This window comes from Mycobacteriales bacterium (genome assembly GCA_035550055.1).
In the GTDB taxonomy this organism is placed as follows: Bacteria; Actinomycetota; Actinomycetes; order JAFAQI01; family JAFAQI01; genus DASZTV01.
Window position 1 is genome coordinate 1 of sequence record DASZRO010000043.1, and the last position, 20,880, is coordinate 20,880.

22 protein-coding genes are annotated in these 20,880 nt (G+C 69.8%); 21 read left to right on the top strand and 1 reads right to left on the bottom strand.

The features are described 5' to 3' along the window. The first annotated feature begins 99 nt into the window (after positions 1–99). From VG899_06910 to aroQ, 13 genes are all read left to right on the top strand, one after another. Positions 100–546: a prepilin-type N-terminal cleavage/methylation domain-containing protein gene (locus VG899_06910; GenBank protein ID HWA66081.1), complete on the top strand. Its 447-nt coding sequence runs from the start codon at positions 100–102 to the stop codon at positions 544–546. A 97-nt stretch (positions 547–643) separates the two neighbouring features. After that, on the top strand, positions 644–1,957 hold the full coding sequence (locus VG899_06915) for a prepilin-type N-terminal cleavage/methylation domain-containing protein (GenBank protein HWA66082.1): 1,314 nt from the start codon (positions 644–646) through the stop codon (positions 1,955–1,957). Then, a complete protein-coding gene (locus tag VG899_06920; protein HWA66083.1) occupies positions 1,954–2,688 on the top strand; it encodes a type II secretion system protein in 735 nt (244 codons plus the stop codon). The genes VG899_06915 and VG899_06920 overlap by 4 nt, the downstream gene beginning before the upstream one ends. After that, the gene (locus tag VG899_06925; protein HWA66084.1) at positions 2,682–4,406 is read left to right on the top strand and encodes a hypothetical protein; all 1,725 of its coding nucleotides are present in this window, start codon (positions 2,682–2,684) and stop codon (positions 4,404–4,406) included. The genes VG899_06920 and VG899_06925 overlap by 7 nt, the downstream gene beginning before the upstream one ends. Before the next feature lie 27 nt (positions 4,407–4,433). Continuing rightward, the gene (locus VG899_06930; GenBank protein ID HWA66085.1) at positions 4,434–5,222 is read left to right on the top strand and encodes a prepilin peptidase; all 789 of its coding nucleotides are present in this window, start codon (positions 4,434–4,436) and stop codon (positions 5,220–5,222) included. A gap of 172 nt (positions 5,223–5,394) precedes the next feature. Then, entirely contained in the window at positions 5,395–6,465 is a 1,071-nt protein-coding gene (gene pilM / locus VG899_06935; protein HWA66086.1) for a type IV pilus assembly protein PilM, read from the top strand. Continuing rightward, positions 6,462–7,142: a PilN domain-containing protein gene (locus VG899_06940; protein HWA66087.1), complete on the top strand. Its 681-nt coding sequence runs from the start codon at positions 6,462–6,464 to the stop codon at positions 7,140–7,142. The genes pilM and VG899_06940 overlap by 4 nt, the downstream gene beginning before the upstream one ends. Next, positions 7,139–7,915, top strand: coding sequence for a type 4a pilus biogenesis protein PilO (gene pilO / locus VG899_06945; GenBank protein ID HWA66088.1), 777 nt, complete (start codon positions 7,139–7,141; stop codon positions 7,913–7,915). The genes VG899_06940 and pilO overlap by 4 nt, the downstream gene beginning before the upstream one ends. Before the next feature lie 9 nt (positions 7,916–7,924). Then, a complete protein-coding gene (locus VG899_06950; GenBank protein ID HWA66089.1) occupies positions 7,925–8,653 on the top strand; it encodes a hypothetical protein in 729 nt (242 codons plus the stop codon). Positions 8,654–8,702: 49 nt separating this feature from the next. After that, positions 8,703–9,881 (top strand): chorismate synthase, encoded by a 1,179-nt coding sequence (gene aroC, locus VG899_06955; GenBank protein HWA66090.1) that lies wholly within the window; start codon positions 8,703–8,705, stop codon positions 9,879–9,881. Beyond that, positions 9,878–10,375 (top strand): shikimate kinase, encoded by a 498-nt coding sequence (locus VG899_06960; GenBank protein ID HWA66091.1) that lies wholly within the window; start codon positions 9,878–9,880, stop codon positions 10,373–10,375. The genes aroC and VG899_06960 overlap by 4 nt, the downstream gene beginning before the upstream one ends. A 40-nt stretch (positions 10,376–10,415) precedes the next feature. After that, on the top strand, positions 10,416–11,474 hold the full coding sequence (aroB, locus tag VG899_06965) for a 3-dehydroquinate synthase (protein ID HWA66092.1): 1,059 nt from the start codon (positions 10,416–10,418) through the stop codon (positions 11,472–11,474). Further along, positions 11,474–11,911 (top strand): type II 3-dehydroquinate dehydratase, encoded by a 438-nt coding sequence (gene aroQ, locus VG899_06970; GenBank protein ID HWA66093.1) that lies wholly within the window; start codon positions 11,474–11,476, stop codon positions 11,909–11,911. Before aroB ends, aroQ begins: the two co-directional genes overlap by 1 nt. Here aroQ and VG899_06975 read toward each other — a convergent pair. After that, positions 11,904–14,501 (bottom strand): DUF4962 domain-containing protein, encoded by a 2,598-nt coding sequence (locus tag VG899_06975; GenBank protein ID HWA66094.1) that lies wholly within the window; start codon positions 14,499–14,501, stop codon positions 11,904–11,906. The genes aroQ and VG899_06975 overlap by 8 nt on opposite strands. 112 nt (positions 14,502–14,613) lie before the next feature. On the opposite strand from VG899_06975, the gene VG899_06980 reads away from it, so the two are divergent. The 8 genes from VG899_06980 (at position 14,614) to carA (ending at position 20,880) form a co-directional block, all read left to right on the top strand. Continuing rightward, the gene (locus VG899_06980) at positions 14,614–15,705 is read left to right on the top strand and encodes a Xaa-Pro peptidase family protein (GenBank protein ID HWA66095.1); all 1,092 of its coding nucleotides are present in this window, start codon (positions 14,614–14,616) and stop codon (positions 15,703–15,705) included. A 23-nt stretch (positions 15,706–15,728) separates the two neighbouring features. Beyond that, positions 15,729–16,292: an elongation factor P gene (gene efp / locus VG899_06985; GenBank protein ID HWA66096.1), complete on the top strand. Its 564-nt coding sequence runs from the start codon at positions 15,729–15,731 to the stop codon at positions 16,290–16,292. A 14-nt stretch (positions 16,293–16,306) separates the two neighbouring features. Beyond that, entirely contained in the window at positions 16,307–16,711 is a 405-nt protein-coding gene (gene nusB, locus VG899_06990; protein ID HWA66097.1) for a transcription antitermination factor NusB, read from the top strand. Positions 16,712–16,781: 70 nt separating this feature from the next. Further along, positions 16,782–17,396: a bifunctional pyr operon transcriptional regulator/uracil phosphoribosyltransferase PyrR gene (gene pyrR, locus VG899_06995; GenBank protein HWA66098.1), complete on the top strand. Its 615-nt coding sequence runs from the start codon at positions 16,782–16,784 to the stop codon at positions 17,394–17,396. Beyond that, a complete protein-coding gene (locus VG899_07000; protein HWA66099.1) occupies positions 17,396–18,343 on the top strand; it encodes an aspartate carbamoyltransferase catalytic subunit in 948 nt (315 codons plus the stop codon). Before pyrR ends, VG899_07000 begins: the two co-directional genes overlap by 1 nt. Next, complete coding sequence (locus VG899_07005; GenBank protein HWA66100.1) at positions 18,340–19,623, top strand: dihydroorotase; 1,284 nt, start codon at positions 18,340–18,342, stop codon at positions 19,621–19,623. The genes VG899_07000 and VG899_07005 overlap by 4 nt, the downstream gene beginning before the upstream one ends. Then, positions 19,620–19,781: a hypothetical protein gene (locus VG899_07010; protein ID HWA66101.1), complete on the top strand. Its 162-nt coding sequence runs from the start codon at positions 19,620–19,622 to the stop codon at positions 19,779–19,781. Before VG899_07005 ends, VG899_07010 begins: the two co-directional genes overlap by 4 nt. Then, complete coding sequence (gene carA, locus VG899_07015) at positions 19,774–20,880, top strand: glutamine-hydrolyzing carbamoyl-phosphate synthase small subunit (protein HWA66102.1); 1,107 nt, start codon at positions 19,774–19,776, stop codon at positions 20,878–20,880. Before VG899_07010 ends, carA begins: the two co-directional genes overlap by 8 nt.

The following is a 20,880-nucleotide window of genomic DNA, read 5'->3' on the forward strand; positions in this document are numbered from 1 at the left end:
CGCGGCGTACGCCGCGGGCCTCCGTGCATTAGGCCGGACGGGGGATTACGATCCGGATTGCGGTGTCCGAGATTTAGGACACCGAAGGGAGACGGTGAAATGCGCGCACTCGAGCAAAGGGTCAGCGACACCGACGAGGGATTCACCCTTATCGAGCTGCTCGTCGTGATGATCATCATCGCGGTCCTCGCCGCGATCGCGATTCCGGTCTTCCTCAACCAGCGATCGAAGGCCGACGATGCCACCGCCAAGGGCGACCTCCGCAACCTCGCCAACTTCGAGGAGATCTACCTCAACGACTACGGCACGTACTCCTCGATCGCCAACGTCCGCCTGGACGAGCCCAACATCTTCCCGAGCAAGAACATCACCCTCACCGTCGTCGACTACGACGGCGTGAGCGGCTACTGCCTGTCCGCGATGAACAGCAGCAACTCGCACACCTGGTACTACGACAGCGAAGGTGGCGGGTTGCAGCCCTATGGCTCGACCGGCTGCCCGGACGTCACCACGGGCCTACCTGGCGGGAGCGTCAGCAACCCGTAGCCAGCCCCGCTGCGGGAAACGGCGCCCCGCTACTCCATTCGATCTAATCTGCGCTGCTCCGTTCAAATCACGGTTGGCAGGTGCCGATAGCCCAGGCGTGATCAGGCGGTTGGAGCAACGCCGCCACTCGACCCTGCCCTCCGCCGGGTTCACGCTGGTCGAGGTCATCGCCGCGCTCGTGGTGTTCGCGCTCGGCGCGCTGGCGGTCGTCGGGGCGCTCACGATGACGGGGAAGCTCAGCCGCACGAACCGGCAGCGGGTGCAGGCCGCCACCATCGCTCAGCAGCGGGTCGACCTGGTCCGCGAGCAGGTGAAGAACAGCGTGACCGATCCCATCGGCCGCACGATCACGACCACCACGGTCGGCTCCACGACCTACACCATCACCCAGGACACCAACTGGACCAGCCTCGGGCAGGCCGGCAACGACTGCGCGACCGGTGCCTTGCAGGGCTCTGTCGCCTACCAACGAGTGGCCGTTTCGGTCACCTGGCCGGGAGGGACCGCGCCGGTCACCGATGACACCGTGGTGACGCCGCCGGCGAACGTGCTGTCCGCCGACACGATCACGCTGCCCATCCAGCTCGTAACGGGGTCCCTGGGGCCACTGGCCGACCAGACGGTCAAGGTCACGCCGGTGGCGGGTGGCGCCACGGTCTCCGAGGAGACCGACTCCTACGGCTGCGCCGTCTTCGCTCAGCTCGCACCGGGGCTGTACAAGGTCGAGGTCAACACAGCCGGCTACGTCGACGTCTCGGGCGTGACCGACCACGTGGAGCAGGACGGGCAGTCGCAGCCGGGCATCGTGCCCGTGGTTCGCATCCTCTACGACCAGCCGGCGTCGCTCACCGTGATGCCGTCATGCACCGGGCCCGCGGTGTGCAGCTTCAGCGCGTACCCGCCGGCGCCGAGCGGCTTCAAGTACACCGTGTTGCAGACCGGCTGGCCGGGTGGTTCGGCGACGGTTGTCGGCAACGGCGGCTCGCCGGTCACGAAGTCGCCGGTCTTCCCGTTCACCGGGACGACGGGGGGCTCGTACAACGGCTTCGCGGGAACGTGCACCGACGCCAACAAGAGCAACACGGTCGCGACGAGCTCGCAGCCCGCCCCGGGCGGCACGGGCACGATCACGATCCCGCTCGCATCGGCGACGTTCGTGTTCAGCCGGTCGGGTACGCCGGTGACCATGACCAACGCGACGATCACGGCGTCCGACACGAGCGGCGGGTGCACGGACACCTACACCTGGACCGGCAAGACGATCAATGGCTCGCTCGGCGTCGCCCTTTCCATCCCGTACGGATCGTTCAGCTGGTCGCTCAAGTCCGGCTCGACGACGCACGCCGCGACGACGGCGACGTCGGTGACCCCGACGATGGGGGCGACCAAGACGGTGACGCTGTCGTCATGATCCGCCGCAACTCTGCCCGCCAGGACTTGGGCATGACTCTGCCCGAGCTGCTGGTCTCGATCATCGTGTTCGGGATCCTCGCCGGAGCTGTCGTCGCGACGATGACCTCGACGCTCGGCTTCTTCCGCAGCACGTCGGCTCGAGCGAGCGACCTCAACGGTGTGCAGGTGGCGGTCGACGCCATGGCGAAGGCGCTGCAGACCGCCACGGTGCCGCCGGTCGTGAGCGGGGTCGCGCCGGACGCGATCATTTCGGCGGGACCGAGCGACCTGTCGTTCTACGCCTACGACACGACGGGCAAAGGTCCGTCGAAGATCCGGTTCTTCATCAACTCGTCGAACCAGCTGGTCGAACAGCGCACCGCAGCCACCAACTGCACCCCACCGTTCACCTACGGCGCCACTACCTCGCGCGTGCTGGCGAGCGGCGTCACCAGCGGCGACCCGTCGCTGTTCACCTACGACGCCGCCCCGACGCCGTCGCAGGTGAGTGGTTCGCCGCTGCCGTTCGTGGGTTCGCCGAAGCTGCTGCGCAGCGACCCCGACCCGGTGCTCGCCCAGCAGCACAACGACGACGACATCGGCAAGGTGGAGATGGTCAACATCAGCTTGAGCGTCTACGGCACGCCGGGCGCCAAGGTCCAGGCGAGTACGGCGTCGACGACCGTCGACCTGGTCAACCATCTCGTCCAGTCGCGGCAGGGCGTCACACTGCTGGGGAACTCGTGCTGAGACAACGCATCCGGCTCGCCGAGGGACGCGATGGCGGGTGGGCGATGCTGACCGTGATCGCCTCCCTGCTGGTGATGACCATCTTCGTCACGGCCGCACTCGAGCTCGCCTCGGGACGTCAGAAGAGCGCAAAGCGCGACCAGGACTTCACGGCGGCGGGCCAGGCGGCCGATTCCGGCGTCGACGACTACATCGCCCGACTCCAGGCGAACGGCAACTACTTCACGCTGGGCAACAACGACCCGAAGAACGCGGCGATGACGGGCTGGGCGCCGGTGCCGGGAACGGCGTCAAATGCGTCGTTCCACTACAGCGTCAACACCTCACAGGAGTACACGACCGGCGTGCTGACGCTGACGTCGACCGGTCGCGTCGACGGTGTGGACCGGACCGTGACGGCGAAGCTGGCTAAGACCTCGTTCCTCGACTACATGTACTTCACCGACTACGAGACCCAGTCGCCGGTGACGTACCCGCAGAGCGAATGGCCTTCCGGCGGGATCGGCGCGCTGACGACGGCGTGCAAGAACTACCTCTACGCGAACCGGCAGCAACCCGACGCAAACCATGCCTACTGCCAGCCGATCTACTTCACGTCTGGTGACGTGCTGAAGGGCCCCGTCTACAGCAACGACGTCATGCAGTTCAGCGGCAGCCCGACGTTCCAGTCCACCTTCGGTACTGCTTGGCAGGACCCGTCGAAGCAGTATTGGGAGTGCGAGGACGGCGCAAGCTGCCACCCGACCTTCGCCCAGGCGCCGTTCTACGAGAGCCTGACCTTCCCGTCGACGAACAACCAGCTCGAGCAGTACGCGGACCCGTCGGTGGGTGGACAGGGGTGCCTGTTCGTGGGCCCGACCTCGATCACGCTCAACGCCGCGGGCACGATGACCGTGGTGAGTCCCGAGACGCCGAGCGGGATGAACACCGGCGCCTGCGGCACCCACTCGTGGACGTCGGGCGTGACGGTCAACGTCCCGTCGGGACAGGTGATCTACGACGAGAGCCAGTCACCCGCCACGTGCAGCAGCTACCCGACCGGCCTCGCCGGCTTCCCCGCCAGCGGCGACACCAACACGACGGGCCAGCCGACCGGCCTGGCGACCGGGAACTCGTCGAGTTGCGCCAACGGCGACGTGTTCGTCCAGGGGTGGCTCAAAGGCCAGCTCACGATTGCCTCGACGAACAACATCTACATCACCGACAGCATCCGTTACGTGGGCAGCAACAGCAACCCGACGGCCACCAACCTCGACTCAGGGATCCCTTCGAACTCCAACTCGGCCCCGCCCTCGGCCGACACCAACGGCACGGACGTGCTCGGTCTGTCCGCCAACAACTTCGTCGAGGTCTACCACCCGCTCACCAAGTGCGGGTCCGGCCGCAGCTCGGGCGGGTACTGCCCGACCAACGCGGGCAACGCAGGATCGGCGCGCACCAACCTCGAGATCGACGCGGCGATCGTGGCCTCGCAGGGCTCGTTCCTGGTCGAGGACTGGGGTTCCGGCCCGCAGCTCGGCGTCCTCACCGTCGACGGCGGCATGATCCAGCGCTTCCGAGGTCCGGTGGGCTGCACCGGCTGTTCGACCAGCCAGAGCGGCTACCTCAAGGACTACAACTACGACCAGCGACTGGTGACGCTCGCCCCGCCGCACCTGGCCGATCTGGCCGCCTCGGAGTGGAACCCGCTGGAGTTCGTCGAAGGCGCCCCGAAGTAGCCGGCACAGCGCACTAGTCTCGCCCGCGTGCCTGTCGTCGCGGTCGTGCTGCTCGGCCTGTTGGGGCTGGCGATCGGCTCGTTCCTCAACGTCGTGATCTGGCGGGTGCCCCGCGGGGAGTCCGTCGTGTCACCCCCCTCGCACTGCCCGTCCTGCGACGCCGAGATCGCGCCGCGCGACAACGTGCCGGTGGTGTCCTGGCTGGTCCTACGCGGGCGCTGCCGGCACTGCCGGGCGCAGATCGCCTGGCGCTATCCGGCCGTCGAGCTCGCCACCTGCGCGCTGTTCGTCGCGTTCGCGGTCCGGTTCGGTGCCCACGTCGACGTCGTCGCGTTCCTGTACCTCGCGGCGGTCGGGGTGGCGCTCGCGGTCATCGACTTCGACCACAAGCGGCTTCCCGACCCGCTCACGCTGCCGTCGTACGTCGTCGCTGCGGCGCTGCTCGGCCTGGCGGCGGGCCTGGGCAGCGGCGGCGGTGGCGGCGACTACGCGCGGGCGCTGATCGGCATGGCCGCATTGTTCGGTTTCTACGGAATTGTCTGGTTCATCTACCCGGCCGGGATGGGGCTGGGTGACGTCAAGCTGGCGGGTGTGCTGGGCCTCTATCTGGCGTGGCTGGGCTGGGGTCAGCTCGTGGTGGGCGCGTTCGCGGCGTTCCTGGTCGGCGCGGTCGTCAGCGTCGCCGTCGTGCTCGCCCGTGGTGGTGGCCGCAAGACGCAGGTGCCGTTCGGGCCGTTCATGCTGGTCGGCGTGCTGATCGGGATCTACGCCGGGCACCCGCTGGCGCACTCCTACACCCACTCGTTGACCCACTGACGCGCATCTGCGCGGGTCCGTAGGCCGTCCGGCGCAATCCGTCGGCCCACCTCGCTTAAGGCCGAGCCAATACGTACCGATCCCGTCTTTGGAGTTCAGCACCAGACGTCACACCAGAAACGTCTCGCGGCGCGCCTCGTGCGGCACCCGGGGCACGGGAAGGCGGTACGCAGTGGCAGGCGCAGCGGTCGGCCTCGACATCGGTACCTCCGGTGTCCGAGCGGCCGAGCTGGCGTTCGGTCGTGGGCCGGCGACGCTTCAGCGTTTCGGTCAGGTTGCGCTGCCGGTCGGTGCGGTCCGTGACGGCGAGGTGATCGACGCCAACACGGTCGCCGAGGCGATCAGCCACCTTTGGTCGACTGCGAAGTTCTCGACGAAGCGGGTCGTGCTCGGCGTCGCCAACCAGAAGGTCATCGTCCGTCAGGTCGACCTGCCGTGGATGCCGGAAGCCGAGCTGCGCAAGTCACTGGCGCTGCAGGTCCAGGACTTCATCCCGATCCCGGTCGAGCAGGCGATCCTCGACTACCACCCGATCGAGACCGTCTCGGGGGAGGACGGCAGCCGGTCGCTGCGGGTGCTCCTCGTCGCTGCCTCACGCGACATGATCGGCTCGACCCTGGACGCGGTCAGCAAGGCAGGACTGCAGACCGTCCACATCGACCTCACGCCGTTCGCCGTGCTTCGCGCCCTCGGGCTGGTCGACGAGACCGGCACGATGGGCAACCGCGGCACGGAGGCGCTCGTGGACGTCGGCGCGAAGGTCACCAACATCGTCGTCCACCAGAACGGCGTGCCGCGCTTCGTCCGGATCCTGCTCATGGGCGGCGACAACATCACCGACGCGGTCAGCGACCGCCTCGGGGTGCCCTTCGAGCAGGCCGTGGGGGTCAAGCAGCAGCTCGGCATGTCGCCGGTGCGCGGCGAGGTCGCGACCGACCACCCTGCGGCTCGGGTGATCGAAGCCACCGCGAGCTCCTTCGTCGAGGAGGTGCGCGGGTCCTTGGACTACTACCTGGCCCAGCCCGGGTCCGTCCCGTTGCAGCGTGTCGTGCTCTCCGGCGGCGGCGCCCGCCTCACCGGCCTCGCGCAGCGGCTCGCCGCGGCGAGTCGCCTGCCGGTCCAGCCGGGTGCCGCGATGGCGGCCCTGCGCATCGGCAAGACCGGCCTCTCGCCGGACCAGCTCCAGTACGTCGAGCCGCAGATCGTCGTACCGGTCGGCCTGGCGCTCGGGATGGCATCATGACGGTCGCTGCCCCCGAGGCCACCCGTCCCGTCGCCAGCGGAGCGATGCCGCGGGTGAACCTGATGCCCCCGGAGATCGCCGAGGGCGCGCGGCTTCGTCAGGTCCAGCTCGCTTCCGGGCTGTGCGTCGTGCTCGCGCTCGCGATCGTGGTGCTCCTCTACCTGCACGCCCACAGCGGCGTCAGCTCGGCGCAGAGCTCGCTCGACCAGGCGCAGCAGGAGCAGACGTCGCTGCAGTCGAAGCTGGCCAGTCTCGCCTCGGTCCAGCAGACGTTCGCGGACGTGCAAGCCAAGCAGGGACTGCTGGCTGAGGCGATGGGCCAGGAGGTTCGCTGGTCCTACGTGCTGAACGACCTCTCCCTGCGGATGCCGAGCAACGTGTTCCTGACCTCGCTGGCGGTCACCGAATCGACGACGCCGGGCACCGCCCCGCCGGCGGCCGGCTCGGCTCCGGTTCAGATCGGCACGATCACCTTCGGCAACGTCGGGTTGCGCCACGACGACGTGGCGACCTGGCTCGATGCGCTGGCCAAGGAGCGCGGGTTCTACAGCCCGCTGTTCACCTCCTCGACCGAGTCCGCGGCCGGGACGCGGGGCTACGTGACGTTCGCCTCCTCGGCGGAGCTCATGTCGAACCTGCTGTCGGGTCGCTTCGTGCAGACGGCGGGTAGCTCATGACGCCCACCAGGCGCTGGCTGGTCATCGGTGTCGTGACCGCGCTCGTCGTGCTGCTGGCCGGCTGGGTGCTCGTCGTCAAGCCGCAGAAGTCGAAGGTCTCCGATCTCAACGCGCAGACCGCCACCCAGGTGTCGGCCAACAACCTGCTGCTGACCCAGATCTCGGCGTTGCAGTCTGAGCAGAAGGAGCTGCCGCAGCAGCAGCTGGCGCTTCAGAAATTCTCGACGGAGATCCCGGACAGCACGGCGGAGCCGACGCTGGTCCGGCAGCTGACCGCCGCGGCGCAGCACGCTGACGTGGAGCTCGTGTCGATCGCGCCCGGCTCGGTCGCGCCGGTCAGCGCGACGGCTGCCGCGACGACCAGTTCGACGTTGGGCTCGGCGGCGCCGGCAGCGGCGGGGTCGCTGGACGAGCTGCCCGTCGCGCTGTCGGTCATCGGCTCCTACGCCAACGTCGAGTCGTTCTTCAACGCGATCGAGCACCTGCCGCGCGCGATGCTCGTCACCAGCTTCTCAGTGTGTCCGGAGGTGTCGTCAGGAGTCGGCACCCCGTGTCAGGGCCCGGCGGAGCCTGCCAACAAGGTTGCGCCACCGGGATCGGTCGGCGTGGCCCTGTCCGGGGACGTCTTCTTCACCCCGACGACCACCCCAACCTCGACGTCAACCACCGAGACATTGGCTACGCCGCCGAGCACCCCGGCGACGACGGCGGCCGGCGCCCCGGACGTGACCGGTCCGAGCACGACCGGCGCAGCCGCCGGGACGACGAGCTAGGAGCGCAGGATGAGCGACCCCTCGATCCTCCCTGGCACGCAGCTGCCTCCGGCGCCGGCTGGCGACGCCCCCTACCCGGACTTCGACGAGCCCGCGGGCGACGACCGTCGCAGGCTGTTCATCATCGGTGGGGCCGCGGCCCTCGTGCTCGTGCTGGTCGTCGGATTCCTGTTGCTGCACGGCGGTGGCGGGAGCTCCGACAACGACCTCGGGCCGGTGCCGCACGGGACGCCTCCCACGACGCTGGCGAGCCCGTCACCGTCCTCGACGAGCACGTCCGCCGCCGGTGGCGGCAGCGCGACCGCCGGGACGAAGCTGCCCAAGAAGACTCACGTCGTGCTCGCCCGCGACCCGTTCAAGGCGCTGATCGTCGCTCCCACGCAGGCCGCATCCAGTCTCGGCAGTGCCGACGTGAGCGGCGGGTCCGGTGGCTTCAGCTTCCCGAGCGGTGGCGCCAGCGGCGGCGGCGTGCCGACGTCGGTGCCGTCGAGCTACGGACCGCCGATCTGGATCGAGCTGGTCAAGGTCAACGGTTCGTCGGACGCGGTGTTCGCCGTCGGCTACGCGCACGGCAAGAAGTTCCAGTTCGACGTGACCGCGCCGAGCCCGACCTCGGTGCAGGGGACCGTGTTCGACGAGGAGTTCTCGCTGCTCGGCATCCAGAGCGGGGGAGTGACGGTGCAGGTCGGCGACGCGACGCCGTTCGACCTGCGTCCTGGGGTGTCCCACCCGGTCTGACCCGCTCGGCGTCCGAAGGTCCCTGGCCGCGGCCAGGCAGAATGTACCCATGCTGCGCTGGCTGACGGCTGGAGAGTCGCACGGACCCGCCTTGGTCGGTGTGCTCGAGGGGCTGCCCGCTGGCACGGCGGTCACCAGCGACGACATCGCGCACGAGCTGCTCCGCCGCCGTGCCGGGTACGGTCGCGGCGCGCGCATGTCGTTCGAGCAGGACGAGGTCGAGCTGCTCGGTGGGGTACGCCACGGGCTGACGATCGGTTCGCCGATCGCGATCCGGGTGGGCAACTCCGAATGGCCGAAGTGGGACGTCGTCATGGCGCCCGACCCGGTGCCGGACGGGGCGTTCGACGGCACCGGCAGAGGGGCACCGCTGACCCGTCCGCGGCCAGGGCACGCCGACCTCGTCGGCATGCAGAAGTACGCCTTCACCGACGCCCGGCCGGTCCTCGAGCGGGCTAGCGCCCGCGAGACGGCGGCCCGCGTCGCGCTCGGCGCGGTGGCGAGGGCGTTCCTGTCCCAGGCCCTCGACGTGACGGTGCTCAGCCATGTCGTGGCGATCGGATCCGTGGCGGCTCCGGACGGCGTGGTGCCCGGTCCCGACGACCTGGCGCTCGTCGACAAGGACCCGGTGCGCTGCGTCGACGCGACCGCGAGCGCCGCGATGGTCGCGGAGATCGACGCGGCGAAGGCCGACGGAGACACCCTCGGCGGCGTCGTCGAGGTCGTCGTCTACGGGCTGCCGCCGGGCCTGGGCAGCCACACGCACTGGGACCGACGCATCGACGGCCGGCTGGCCGCAGCGCTGATGGGGATTCAGGCGATCAAGGGCGTCGAGGTCGGGGACGGGTTCACCAGCGCTCGACGGCGGGGGAGCCAGGCTCACGACGAGATCGAGTCCACCTCCGACGGGTTGCGGCGGCTGACCGGCCGCGCGGGGGGCACCGAGGGCGGCATGACCACCGGCGAGCTGCTGCGGGTCCGGGCGGCCATGAAGCCGATCTCGACCGTGCCACGTGCCCTGGCGACGGTCGACGTCGCCACCGGCGAACCGGCCAAGGCGATCAACCAGCGCTCGGACGTCTGCGCGGTGCCCGCCGCCGGCGTGGTCGCCGAGGCGATGATGGCACTCGTGCTCGCCGACGCCGCCGTGGAGAAGTTCGGCGGCGACTCCGTCGCGGAGACTCGCCGCAACCGGGACGCCTACCTGGCGTCGCTGGTGGTTCGGTGACGCCGCTCGTCGTCCTCGTCGGACCGCCCGGCGCCGGGAAGTCGACCGTGGGACAGCTGGTCGCCGAGCGCGCGGGGGTGGCGTTCCGGGACACCGACCGTGACGTCGAGACGGCGAGCGGGCAGACCATCAGCGACCTGTTCGTCGAGCACGGCGAAGCAGCCTTCCGCGATCTCGAGCGCGACGCCGTCCAGGTCGCGCTACAGGCACACGACGGCGTGCTCGCGCTCGGCGGCGGCGCGGTGCTCGATGCCGGCACCCGGGCGTCCCTCGCCGGACACCGGGTGGTGTTCCTCGACGTCGGCCTGTCCGACGCTGCGGCGAGGGTCGGGCTCAACCGCGACCGCCCGCTGCTGCTCGGCAACCCGCGCGCCCAGCTGAGGACGATGCTGGCGGAGCGCCGGCCGCTCTACCTCGAGGTCGCGACGGCGACCGTGGACACCGACGGGCGGGACACCGAGGCCGTCGCGGCAGCGGTGCTGGCAGCGCTGTGATGCCCCGGAGCGGCCTGTCGGTGAGCTCGTGACCACGGTCATGCGGGTGGGCGGCGACGCGTCGTACGACGTCGTCATCGGCCACGGCCTGGAAGGTCAGGTCCCGGGGTTGGTCGGCGCCGCGTCGTCGGTGGCACTCATCACCGACCCGGCGGTTGCCGGCCGCGCCGGGACGGTCGCTGCGGCACTCGGTGCCCACGACATCTGCGTCGAGACGCTCACCATTCCGGCCGGTGAGGGTGGCAAGTCGCTGATCACGGTGGCCGGGTTGTGGGACGACCTCGGCCGGATGCGCCTGACCCGCTCCGACGCGATCGTCGCGGTCGGAGGCGGCGCGACGACTGACGTTGCGGGCTTCGCGGCGGCAACCTGGCTGCGGGGGGTCAAGCTCGTCTCGGTGCCGACCACCTTGCTGGCGATGGTCGACGCCGCGATCGGCGGCAAGACCGGCATCAACACCGCCGCCGGAAAGAACCTCGTGGGCGCCTTCCACCCGCCGGCCGGTGTGCTCGTCGATCTGGACGTCCTGGCCGGCCTGCCGCCCGAGCAGTGGGTGAACGGGATGGCGGAGGTGGTCAAGGCGGGGTTCATCGCCGACCCGGAGATCCTCGCTCTCGTCGAGTCGGACGTGCCCGCGGCCGCGCTGCCCACCGGTGGCCTCGCGACGGAGCTCATCGAGCGGGCCGTCGCCGTGAAGGTCGACGTCGTCTCACGAGACCTGCGCGAAACCGGACCCCGGGAGATCCTCAACTACGGTCACACTCTCGGTCATGCGATCGAGCGGCTCGAGGACTACCGCATGCCCCACGGTCACGCCATCTCGATCGGGATGGTCTTCGCGGCGGGTCTCGCCCGCGCCGCCGGCATGATCGACAACGAGACGCTCATGCGGCACAAGGTGATCCTCACCGCGCTCGGGCTCCCGACGAGCTACCGGCCTGACGCGCTGCCCGAGCTGCTCGAGCTGATGCGGATCGACAAGAAGTCGCGAGGAGCGACGCTGCGCTTCGTCGTGCTCGACGAGATCGCGAAGCCGATGATGCTCGAGAATCCGGAACCGTCCCTCCTCGACGCCGCCTACCGAGAGGTTGCTGCGTGATGAAACAGCGGGTGCTGGTCCTCAACGGACCCAACCTCGGGCAGCTGGGGACGCGCGAGCCGGCGATCTACGGCTCGCTGACCCATGCGGACCTGGTCGCGGCGTGCGAGGCGTGCGCCGCTGAGCTCGGCCTGCACGTCGAGGTCCGCCAGACCGACGACGAGGCCGAGTACGTCGGCTGGCTGCACGAGATCGCCGGCGGGGGAGCCGATGCGGCCGTGCTCAACCCTGCGGCGTGGACCCACACCAGCGTCGCCATCCGCGACGCCGCCGCCCAGCTGGCCGTCCCGTTCGTCGAGGTGCACCTGTCGAACCCGTTGGCGCGCGAGGAGTTCCGCCACACCTCCTACACCGCGGGTCTCGCGCGCGGGCTCGTCGCCGGGTTCGGGGTCGAGTCCTACCTGCTCGCCCTGCGGGCGATCAGCGCCCTCAGCTAGTCGGGGTCGTCGAGACCGGGCTGCCGCCCGAGCCGGTCGTGGACACCGGACCGGTGCTGCCGGCCGGCTTCGGGTCGACCGCGATCGCGTCGAAGTTGCCGATCCCGCTCGCCGACCGCAGCGTCAGCGTCCGGATGCCGCCCGGAATCGCGCCCTGCCAGAGGATCTCCCCGCAGCGGGTGAACGTCTGGAACTCACTCGCGGTGAAGTTCTGACCGGCGATGTTGATCGACAGCCGGCCCATGTGCGGCGCCTTGCAGCCGTAGATCACCAGCTCCGAACCGGCCACCTGGATCGTCGCGATGCTACCGGCTTTCGCCTGGACCCAGCTCCCGCTGAGCGCGCTCGACGCCGAGTGCCTCGTCCAGCCCCGGCTGTACTGCCAGCCGGCGCTGGTGTTGAGCGCGGTCTGGTTGACCCGGATCGGGCTGCCGCTGACGACGGCCGGATCGCCACTCGTGTCCAGCACGGTCTGGGTCAACCGCAGCTGGTAGGTGCCGCCGGTCGCCAGTGGCGTGTGGGGAATGAAGCTGTAGAGCGTGTTCGAGGCGCCTTCGACGATCCGGCCGCGGATCGCGTTGGCGGTCGGTGCCCCCTGCGGGACCACCTTCAGCGTTTGGCTGTTCAGGTCGCGCAGCGGCGTGCTCAGCTGGATCACGAGCGGTTGGTTCACCGCGGCACCGGCGGGTGACAGGAACGACACCGTGGGTGCCACCGCGTTGACCGTGAGCTGCCAGATGGTGCTCCAGGTGAGGACTTTGCCGGCTTCGTCGATCGCGGCGACGCGCCAGTAGTACGACCCATCGGACAGCAGCGTCGTCGGGTTCGTGAACTGGGTGAGGTCGACGTCCTTCTCGTCGAGCACCGTCGAGTCGAAGTTGTGGTCCTGGCTGACCTGGAGCTCGTAGTTCCGCGCGTCGTAGGAGTCGAGCGCGCCGGAGGTCATGAAGTCCTGCCACTTGAACGTCGGGCTGGTCCCGGAGATCACGGCGTGGTTGGCCGGCGAGGTCAGCGTGATCGGACCGCTGCGCTTGGCGAAGGTCACCGGGTCGCTCGTGACGCCGGTGAAGATCTGCGCGCCGCCCACGATCGTCAGCGGGGCGCTGGAGTTGCTGGTCCCGCCGTCCGGGTTGACCACCTTGAAGGTGACTTCCTCGTTGGCCGCCGCGGGCGCTTCATAAGTGAAGGTAATGAGCCCGCCGAACCCCACGTCGACGGTGCTTTCATCGACGAAACCGTCCGTGGGGATGACGCAGGCAGGTGCGAGGACTCCGGAACCGAGCAGGGTGATCGTGGCCGTGCTCCCGCCGAACATCGACTGGTCACCTTCGGGACCGGGCGGGGTGGCCTTGATGTCAGCGGCGTCGGTGCCGAGGGTCGGCTTGCTCGTCCCGCCCGCGGTCGGGCAGGTGTCCGTCCCGGTCTCCCCGGGCTTCGCGCAGCTCGGGTCGGCCGCGCTGACCTCGCACGTGCCGGGCGTCACGGTCCAGTAGTACGGCTGACCCGCCTGCGCGTCGAACATCGTGAGCGCCGGGGTGAAATGCGGCCACGACGTCGCGTACTGCTGGTACTCGTTGGTGAGGTTCGGGTCGCGGTAGATGTCGACGAGGTAGTAGTTGGCGCCGGGGACCGGGTTCCAGGAGAACGTCGGCGTCATCGGGCAGGTCGCCGTGACGTCGCAGGTGCTGCCCGGCAGCGCGCTGGTGTGCCACGTGGTCTTGAGCCCGGTCGCGGTGGCACCGCGAGCCGGGTTGCCGGCGACCGGCGCTTCGAACTGGAACGCCTGGCCGAAGTAGCGGACGGTGTCGCACAGCGGCTGCTGGCCCTGCTCACAGTCGAGCTGGACGCCGGGGGCGTCCTCGGCGGCGATGCTGGCCGCCGTGGTGTCGTCGTACGCGATCAGCTCCCAGCCGTAGACCAGTCCCTGGACCAACGAGAAGGTCGTCGCGCTCTCGCAACCCTTCGGCGCTCCAGGCCCGGACTTCGGCTCGGTGGCGGTCACGAGCCCGTCGGTGTACGGGGTGACCGAGGTCTCGGCGGTGTAGCAGTCGACCTCACCGGTCTGCAGGCCGATCGTGCCGGTCCCGCACGCGCCCGGGCAGTAGCGAACCAGGTAGAGCGAGGCCTCCTTCACCGGCGCCCAGCTGATCGTCGGGTCCGCTGACGAGGGCTGCTGGAGGATCGTGATCGGGGAGACCCAGTCCTTGACGAACGTCCACTGGCCGGAATACCTGCCCCAGACGCCGCCGACCTGCGCGCGCACGTGCCAGTAGTAGGTCGCGTTCGGCAACGACACTGGCATCTCGAACGTCGGGTCGACGACGTCGCCGTTGTTCGGCAGCGTGACCGCGTTGTTCGTCCATTCGCCGTTGGGGCTGACCTGGACCTGGTACTGCGAGGCACCGGCGACGGGCTGCCACTTGAGGATGACGTCCTTGAGCTGCGTCGACGGGTCGTTCGCGGGGCTGAGCAGCACCGGGGTGTTGACGTCTCGGGCGGCCGAAGCCGGGGTCAGCGGCACCGCGACGCTCGCGATGACGGCCCCCACGGTCGCCAGCACCAATGCGATCCGGCGCGAAACTGATGCCACGATGTGACTCCCGGTTGTGCTCGTGGGCGGCCCGCCTGTCACAGGCGTTGCATGTGGCATCGGCGGACCCCCTCGTGCGCTGTACGTCCATCACCCGAACGGAGTAGTGCTGGTGCCCTCGCCGGATGAGTCAGCGCCTGCGCGGCGACGCCTGGCACTTGCGACCGTGTTGGGCGAGTCATCCTATGACGCGATGCTCGTCACCTCTCGTGACAATATGCGCTATCTGTCCGGTTTCACCGGCTCGAACGGCGCACTGCTGGTCGACGGCACCGGCGAGGCAGTTCTCGCGACCGACGGCCGCTACGTGGCGCAGGCCGCGACGGAGGCCGCGGACTGCAAATGTCTGCCGGCGAGATCGATCCTCGGGGCGTTGGTCGGACGGGCGGTCGAGCGGAAGCTCACCACCGTCGGGTTCGAGGCCCACGTGGTCACCGTGGACCAGCACGCCGCACTCGAACAGGCGGCGGGGGGCGCGGTCAGGCTGGCCCCGGCGGGCCGGCCGGTCGAGGGCCTGCGGGTGGTGAAGGACCCCGGCGAGCTGGCCCACCTGCGGAGGGCGTGCGAGATCACGGCCGCGGCGTACGCCGAGGTGCTGTCCGCGCTGCGGCCCGGCATCTGCGAGCGTGACGTCGCCTGGCGGCTGACCGAGGCGATGCGGCGCCACGGCGCGGAAGGCCCGGCGTTCGACATCATCGCGGCCTTCGGCGAGCACTCGGCGATCCCGCACCACACGCCGACCGACCGCGAGCTGCGGCGCGGCGACCTCATCAAGCTCGACTTCGGGGCGAAGGTGGCCGGCTACCACGCCGACATGACCCGCACCGCGGTCTGCGGGCCCGCAGCCGACTGGCAGCGTGAGATTCACGGCGAGGTCGCCGAGCTGCAGGCCGAGCTGCGCGACTCGGTCACCGCCGGAGTGGTCCCCGCCGACCTGGACGCGCAGATGCGCTCCGGGCTGCATGCGCAGGGGCGCGAGGTCGCGCACGGGCTCGGACACGGCATCGGTCTCGCCATCCACGAAGACCCGTTCCTCACCGAGTCGTCGGCGGCGGCGCCGCTCGCCTGCGACTCGGTGATCACGATCGAGCCAGGCGTCTACCTGCCCGGCAGAGGCGGAGTGCGCATCGAGGACAGCGTCGTGGTCACCTCAGGCAGCCCCGACATCTTGACCGCGGCCACCCGCGACCTCGTGGAGGTGTAGTCGCACTCCGTAGTCTGTTCGCCGTGGCGACGACGAACGACTTCAAGAACGGCATGACTCTCGACCTCGACGGTGTCCTGTGGAACATCGTGGAGTTCCAGCACGTCAAGCCCGGAAAGGGCGGCGCCTTCGTCCGCAGCAAGCTCAAGAACGTGCTGACCGGGCAGGTCGTGGAACGCACCTTCAACGCCGGCGTGAAGGTGGACACCGCCACCGTGGACAAGCGGGAGATGACCTATCTCTACGCCGACGGCTCGGACTTCGTCTTCATGGACGTCGAGACCTACGAGCAGATCCACGTCCCGCCTGCCGCGGTCGGTGACGCCAAGGACTACCTGCTGGAGAACACCAACGCGACGGTCGCGGTCCACGACGGCACGGTCCTCTACGTCGAGCTGCCGGCATCGGTAGAACTCACGATCACCTACACCGAGCCCGGCATCCAGGGCGACCGGTCGACCGGCGGCACCAAGCCGGCGACGCTCGAGACCGGCGCCACCGTGCAGGTGCCGCTGTTCGTGGTGCAGGGCGAGAAGATCAAGGTCGACACCCGCGACGGCCGATACATCAGTCGCGTCAGCGGCTAGGAGCCGACCGCCCCGTGCCCGCCCGCAGCAAGGCCCGCAAGCGCGCGCTCGACATCCTGTTCGAGGCCGACCAGCGGGCGACCGACCCGCGCGCCACTCTGAGTGAGTGGGTGACGCGCGCCGACCCCCCGGTGCCCGAGTACTCGCGCCGGCTCGTCGCGGGCGTCGTCGACCACCGCGCCTCGATCGATGAGCTGCTGACCGCGAGCGTGACGGACTGGACGCTGGAGCGGATGCCCTCGGTCGACCGCACCGTGCTGCGCCTCGCGGTCTATGAGCTGCTCTGGTGCGACGACGTGCCGGCCGCGGTCGCGATCGACGAGGCGGTCGAGCTCGCCAAGTCACTGTCGACGGACGAGTCCCCTGCCTTCGTCAACGGCGTGCTTGCCCGGGTCGCCAAGGAGACCAGCGCTTCCTGAGTGCTACGGTCGGGGTGGTACGACAACGTCCTTTAATCCCGTCCTGCGAGGCGGGCAAGGAGGTGTCTCGATGACTGCTGCGCGCCCGACCACCGGGGATCCCGACGTCGCCCGACCCGTCCTCGCCTCCGACGACGTTCAGCGGGGGCTGACCCGGATCGCTCACGAGATCGTCGAGCGCAACCACGGCGCCGACCGGATCGTGCTGCTCGGCATCCCGACCCGCGGTGTCACCCTGGCCCGGCGGATCGCCGACCGGATCGCCGCAATCGAAAGCGTCGAGGTGCCGGTCGGGGCGCTCGACGTCACGATGTACCGCGACGACCTGCGGTTGCGCGGGGTACGCGCGCTCGAGGAGACCGACATCCCCGCGAGCGGCGTCGACGACCTCGTGGTCGTGCTCGTCGACGACGTGCTGTTCTCCGGCCGGACGATCAGGTCGGCCCTCGACGCACTGTCGGACATCGGACGACCTCAAGCCGTACAGCTCGCCGTACTGGTCGACCGCGGCCACCGCGAGCTGCCGATCCGGGCCGACTACGTCGGCAAGAACATCCCCACCTCGCTGACCGAGACGGTTCACGCCCTGCTGTGCGAGCACGACGGCCGAGACGCCGTCCTGGTCGGTCCGGCCGACCTGAAACGTGAGCCCAGCCCCGAGCCGACCAGCGGAGGGGCGGCCTGATGAACCGTCACCTGCTCTCCGCCGCCGACCTCAGCCGCGACGACGCGCTGCTCGTCCTCGACACCGCCGCCGACATGGAGGCGGCTCTGGCAGGCCGCAGCATCAAGAAGCTGCCCACGTTGCGCGGCCGCACCGTCGTCAATCTGTTCTTCGAGGACTCCACCCGCACCCGGACCTCGTTCGAGGTCGCGGCCAAGCGGCTGTCCGCCGACGTCATCAACTTCTCGGCCAAAGGCTCGAGTGTGAGCAAGGGGGAGTCCCTCAAGGACACCGCACTCACTCTCGAGGCGATGGGGTCGGACGCGGTCGTCGTCCGGCACTGGGCAAGCGGCGCCCCCCACCGGCTCGCCACCTGGATCCGCGGCAGCGTGGTCAACGCCGGGGACGGCACTCATGAGCACCCCACCCAGGCGCTCCTCGACGCGTACACGATGCGGAGCCGGACCGGCCGACTCGAAGGCCTGCACGTCACCGTGGTCGGCGACGTCCTGCACTCTCGGGTGGCGCGCAGCAACGTTCTGCTGCTGTCCACTCTCGGTGCCGAGGTCACCCTCGTCGCGCCCCCGACCTTGCTGCCGGTCGGCGTACCGAGCTGGCCCTGCGCGGTTTCCTACGACCTCGACGCGGTGCTGCCCAAAAGTGATGTCGTCATGATGCTGCGGGTCCAGAACGAGCGGATGCAAGGCGGCTTCTTCCCGACGCCCCGCGAGTACTCGCGCCGCTACGGCCTCGACGCGCGTCGCATGGCGGCGCTGCCCGACGATGCGATCGTGATGCATCCGGGCCCGATGAACCGGGGTGTCGAGATCGCCGCCGAGGTCGCCGACAGCGTGCGCTCGACGATCGTCGAGCAGGTCGCCAACGGCATCTCGGTACGGATGGCCGTGCTCTACCTGCTGCTCGGCGGGTTGATCGACGTCTCCGACAGCGAGGCGGCGGCGGCATGAGCCGACGCGGTGGTTTTGTCATTCGCGGCGCCCGCCCGCTCGGCGGCGACATCCGGGACTTGTACGTCGATGGCGGCGAGCTCGTCGACACCGCCCCGAGCGGGGCCGAGACGATCGACGCCGATGGCCTGATCGCGCTGCCCGGGTTCGTCGACCTGCACACCCATCTGCGCGAACCCGGCCGGGAGGATGCCGAGACCGTCGAGACCGGCACGCGTGCGGCGGCGCTCGGCGGCTTCACGGCGGTGCACGCCATGGCCAACACCGACCCGGTCGCCGACGTCGCCGGGGTCGTCGAGCAGGTGTGGCGGCTCGGCCAGGAAGCCGGTCACTGCGACGTGCATCCGGTGGGGGCGGTCACGGTCGGCCTCGCCGGGGAGCGGCTCGCCGAGCTCGGCGCGATGGCGGACTCGGCGGCGCGGGTACGCGTGTTCTCCGACGACGGGAAGTGCGTCCACGACCCGCTGCTGATGCGGCGGGCGCTGGAGTACGTGAAGGCGTTCGACGGTGTCGTCGCGCAGCACGCCCAGGACCCGAGACTGACCGAGTCGGCGCAGATGAACGAGGGCGAGTGGTCTGCGACCCTGGGCCTTGCCGGCTGGCCGGCGGTCGCCGAGGAGGCGATCATCGCGCGGGACTGCCTGCTGGCAGCGCACGTCGGCTCCCGGGTGCACTTCTGCCACGTCTCGACCGCCGGCTCGGTGGAGCTCGTGCGGTGGGCGAAGGGCAAGGGCTGGAACGTGACCGCAGAGGTCACCCCACACCACCTGCTGCTCACCGACGACCTCGTGGCCTCCTACGACCCGGTGTTCAAGGTGAACCCTCCGCTGCGTACGCACGACGACGTCGTCGCGCTGCGACAAGCCCTCGCCGACGGGACCATCGACGCGGTCGCCACCGATCACGCCCCGCACGCGCTCGAGGACAAGGAGACCGAGTTCGCCGCTGCCGCGTTCGGGATGACCGGGCTCGAGACGGCACTTGCGGTCGTCGCGACCTCGATGGTCGAGACCGGCCTGCTCGACTGGGCCGGCGTCGCGGACCGGATGAGCGTGCGGCCCGCCGCCATCGGGCGGCTACCCAAACACGGCCAACCGCTCGAGCCGGGCGCTCCCGCGAACCTGGTGCTCGTGGATCCGGCGGCGCGGTGGACCGTCGACCCGGCGGCAACCGCCAGCCGCAGCCGCAACACACCGTTCGCCGGACGCGAGCTCTCGGCACGCGTTGTCGCGACGTTCCTGCGGGGCAGACCCACGGCGATGGACGGCAAACCCACATGACGCTTGCCGCTGACGCCGCGAAGAAGGTGCTGATCGACCCTCATCCGGCGTGGGGAAGCCTCGGTGTGGCGATCGCCGCGGCCGTCATCTTCCTGCTGTTCTCCGGCTGGATCGTCTTCCAGCGGGTCCGTCACGGAAAGGACAACGACGATGACTGAGCCGGCGATCCTCGTGCTGGAGGACGGCCGGACCTTTCGCGGGCGCTCGTACGGCGCGACCGGCGAGACCTTCGGCGAGGCGGTCTTCACGACCGGCATGACCGGCTACCAGGAGACCCTCACCGACCCGTCGTTCCACCGCCAGGTCGTGGTGCAGACGGCGCCTCACATCGGCAACACCGGCGTCAACGACGACGACCCGGAGTCGCGCCGAGTCTGGGTGTCGGGCTACGTCGTCCGGGATCCGGCACGGATCCCCAGCAGCTGGCGCTCGCGCCGCACTCTCGACGTGGAGCTCGCGGCGCAAGGTGTCGTCGGCATCTGCGGCGTCGACACCCGTGCGCTCACCCGCCACCTGCGGGAGCGCGGCGCGATGCGAGTCGGCGTCAGCAGCGTCGAGACCGACAGTGACGCGTTGCTGGAGCGGGTTCTGGCCAGCCCGGAAATGGAAGGCGCGAACCTCGCCGACGAGGTGTCGACCGCTGACGCCTACGTCGTGCCTGCGGTGGGGGAGAAGCGGTTCACGGTCGCCGCGGTCGACCTCGGCATCAAGGCCTCGACGCCGCGCTACATGGCAGAGCTGGGCTGCGAGGTCCACGTGCTGCCGGCCAGCTCGACCGCTGCGGACATCCTCGCGGTCGCTCCCGACGGCGTGTTCTTCTCCAACGGTCCTGGCGACCCGGCGACCGCGGACGGTCCGGTCGCCGCGCTGCGCGGCGTGCTCGGCGTCAAGCCGGTGTTCGGCATCTGCTTCGGCAACCAGATCCTCGGGCGCGCGCTCGGCTTCGGCACCTACAAGCTGAAGTTCGGACACCGGGGTGTGAACCAGCCCGTGCAGGACCGGCGGACCGGGAAGATCGCGATCAGCAGCCACAACCACGGTTTCGCCGTCGACGCCCCGCTCGACGAGCCGGCATCGACCGAGTTCGGCAAGGTGGAGGTCAGCCACGTCGACTTGAACGACCAAGTGGTCGAGGGGCTGCGGTGTCTCGACGTACCGGCGTTCTCCGTGCAGTACCACCCGGAAGCCGCGCCCGGCCCGCACGACGCGACCGACCTGTTCGCCACGTTCGCCGACCTGATGACTGCGAGCCGCTGA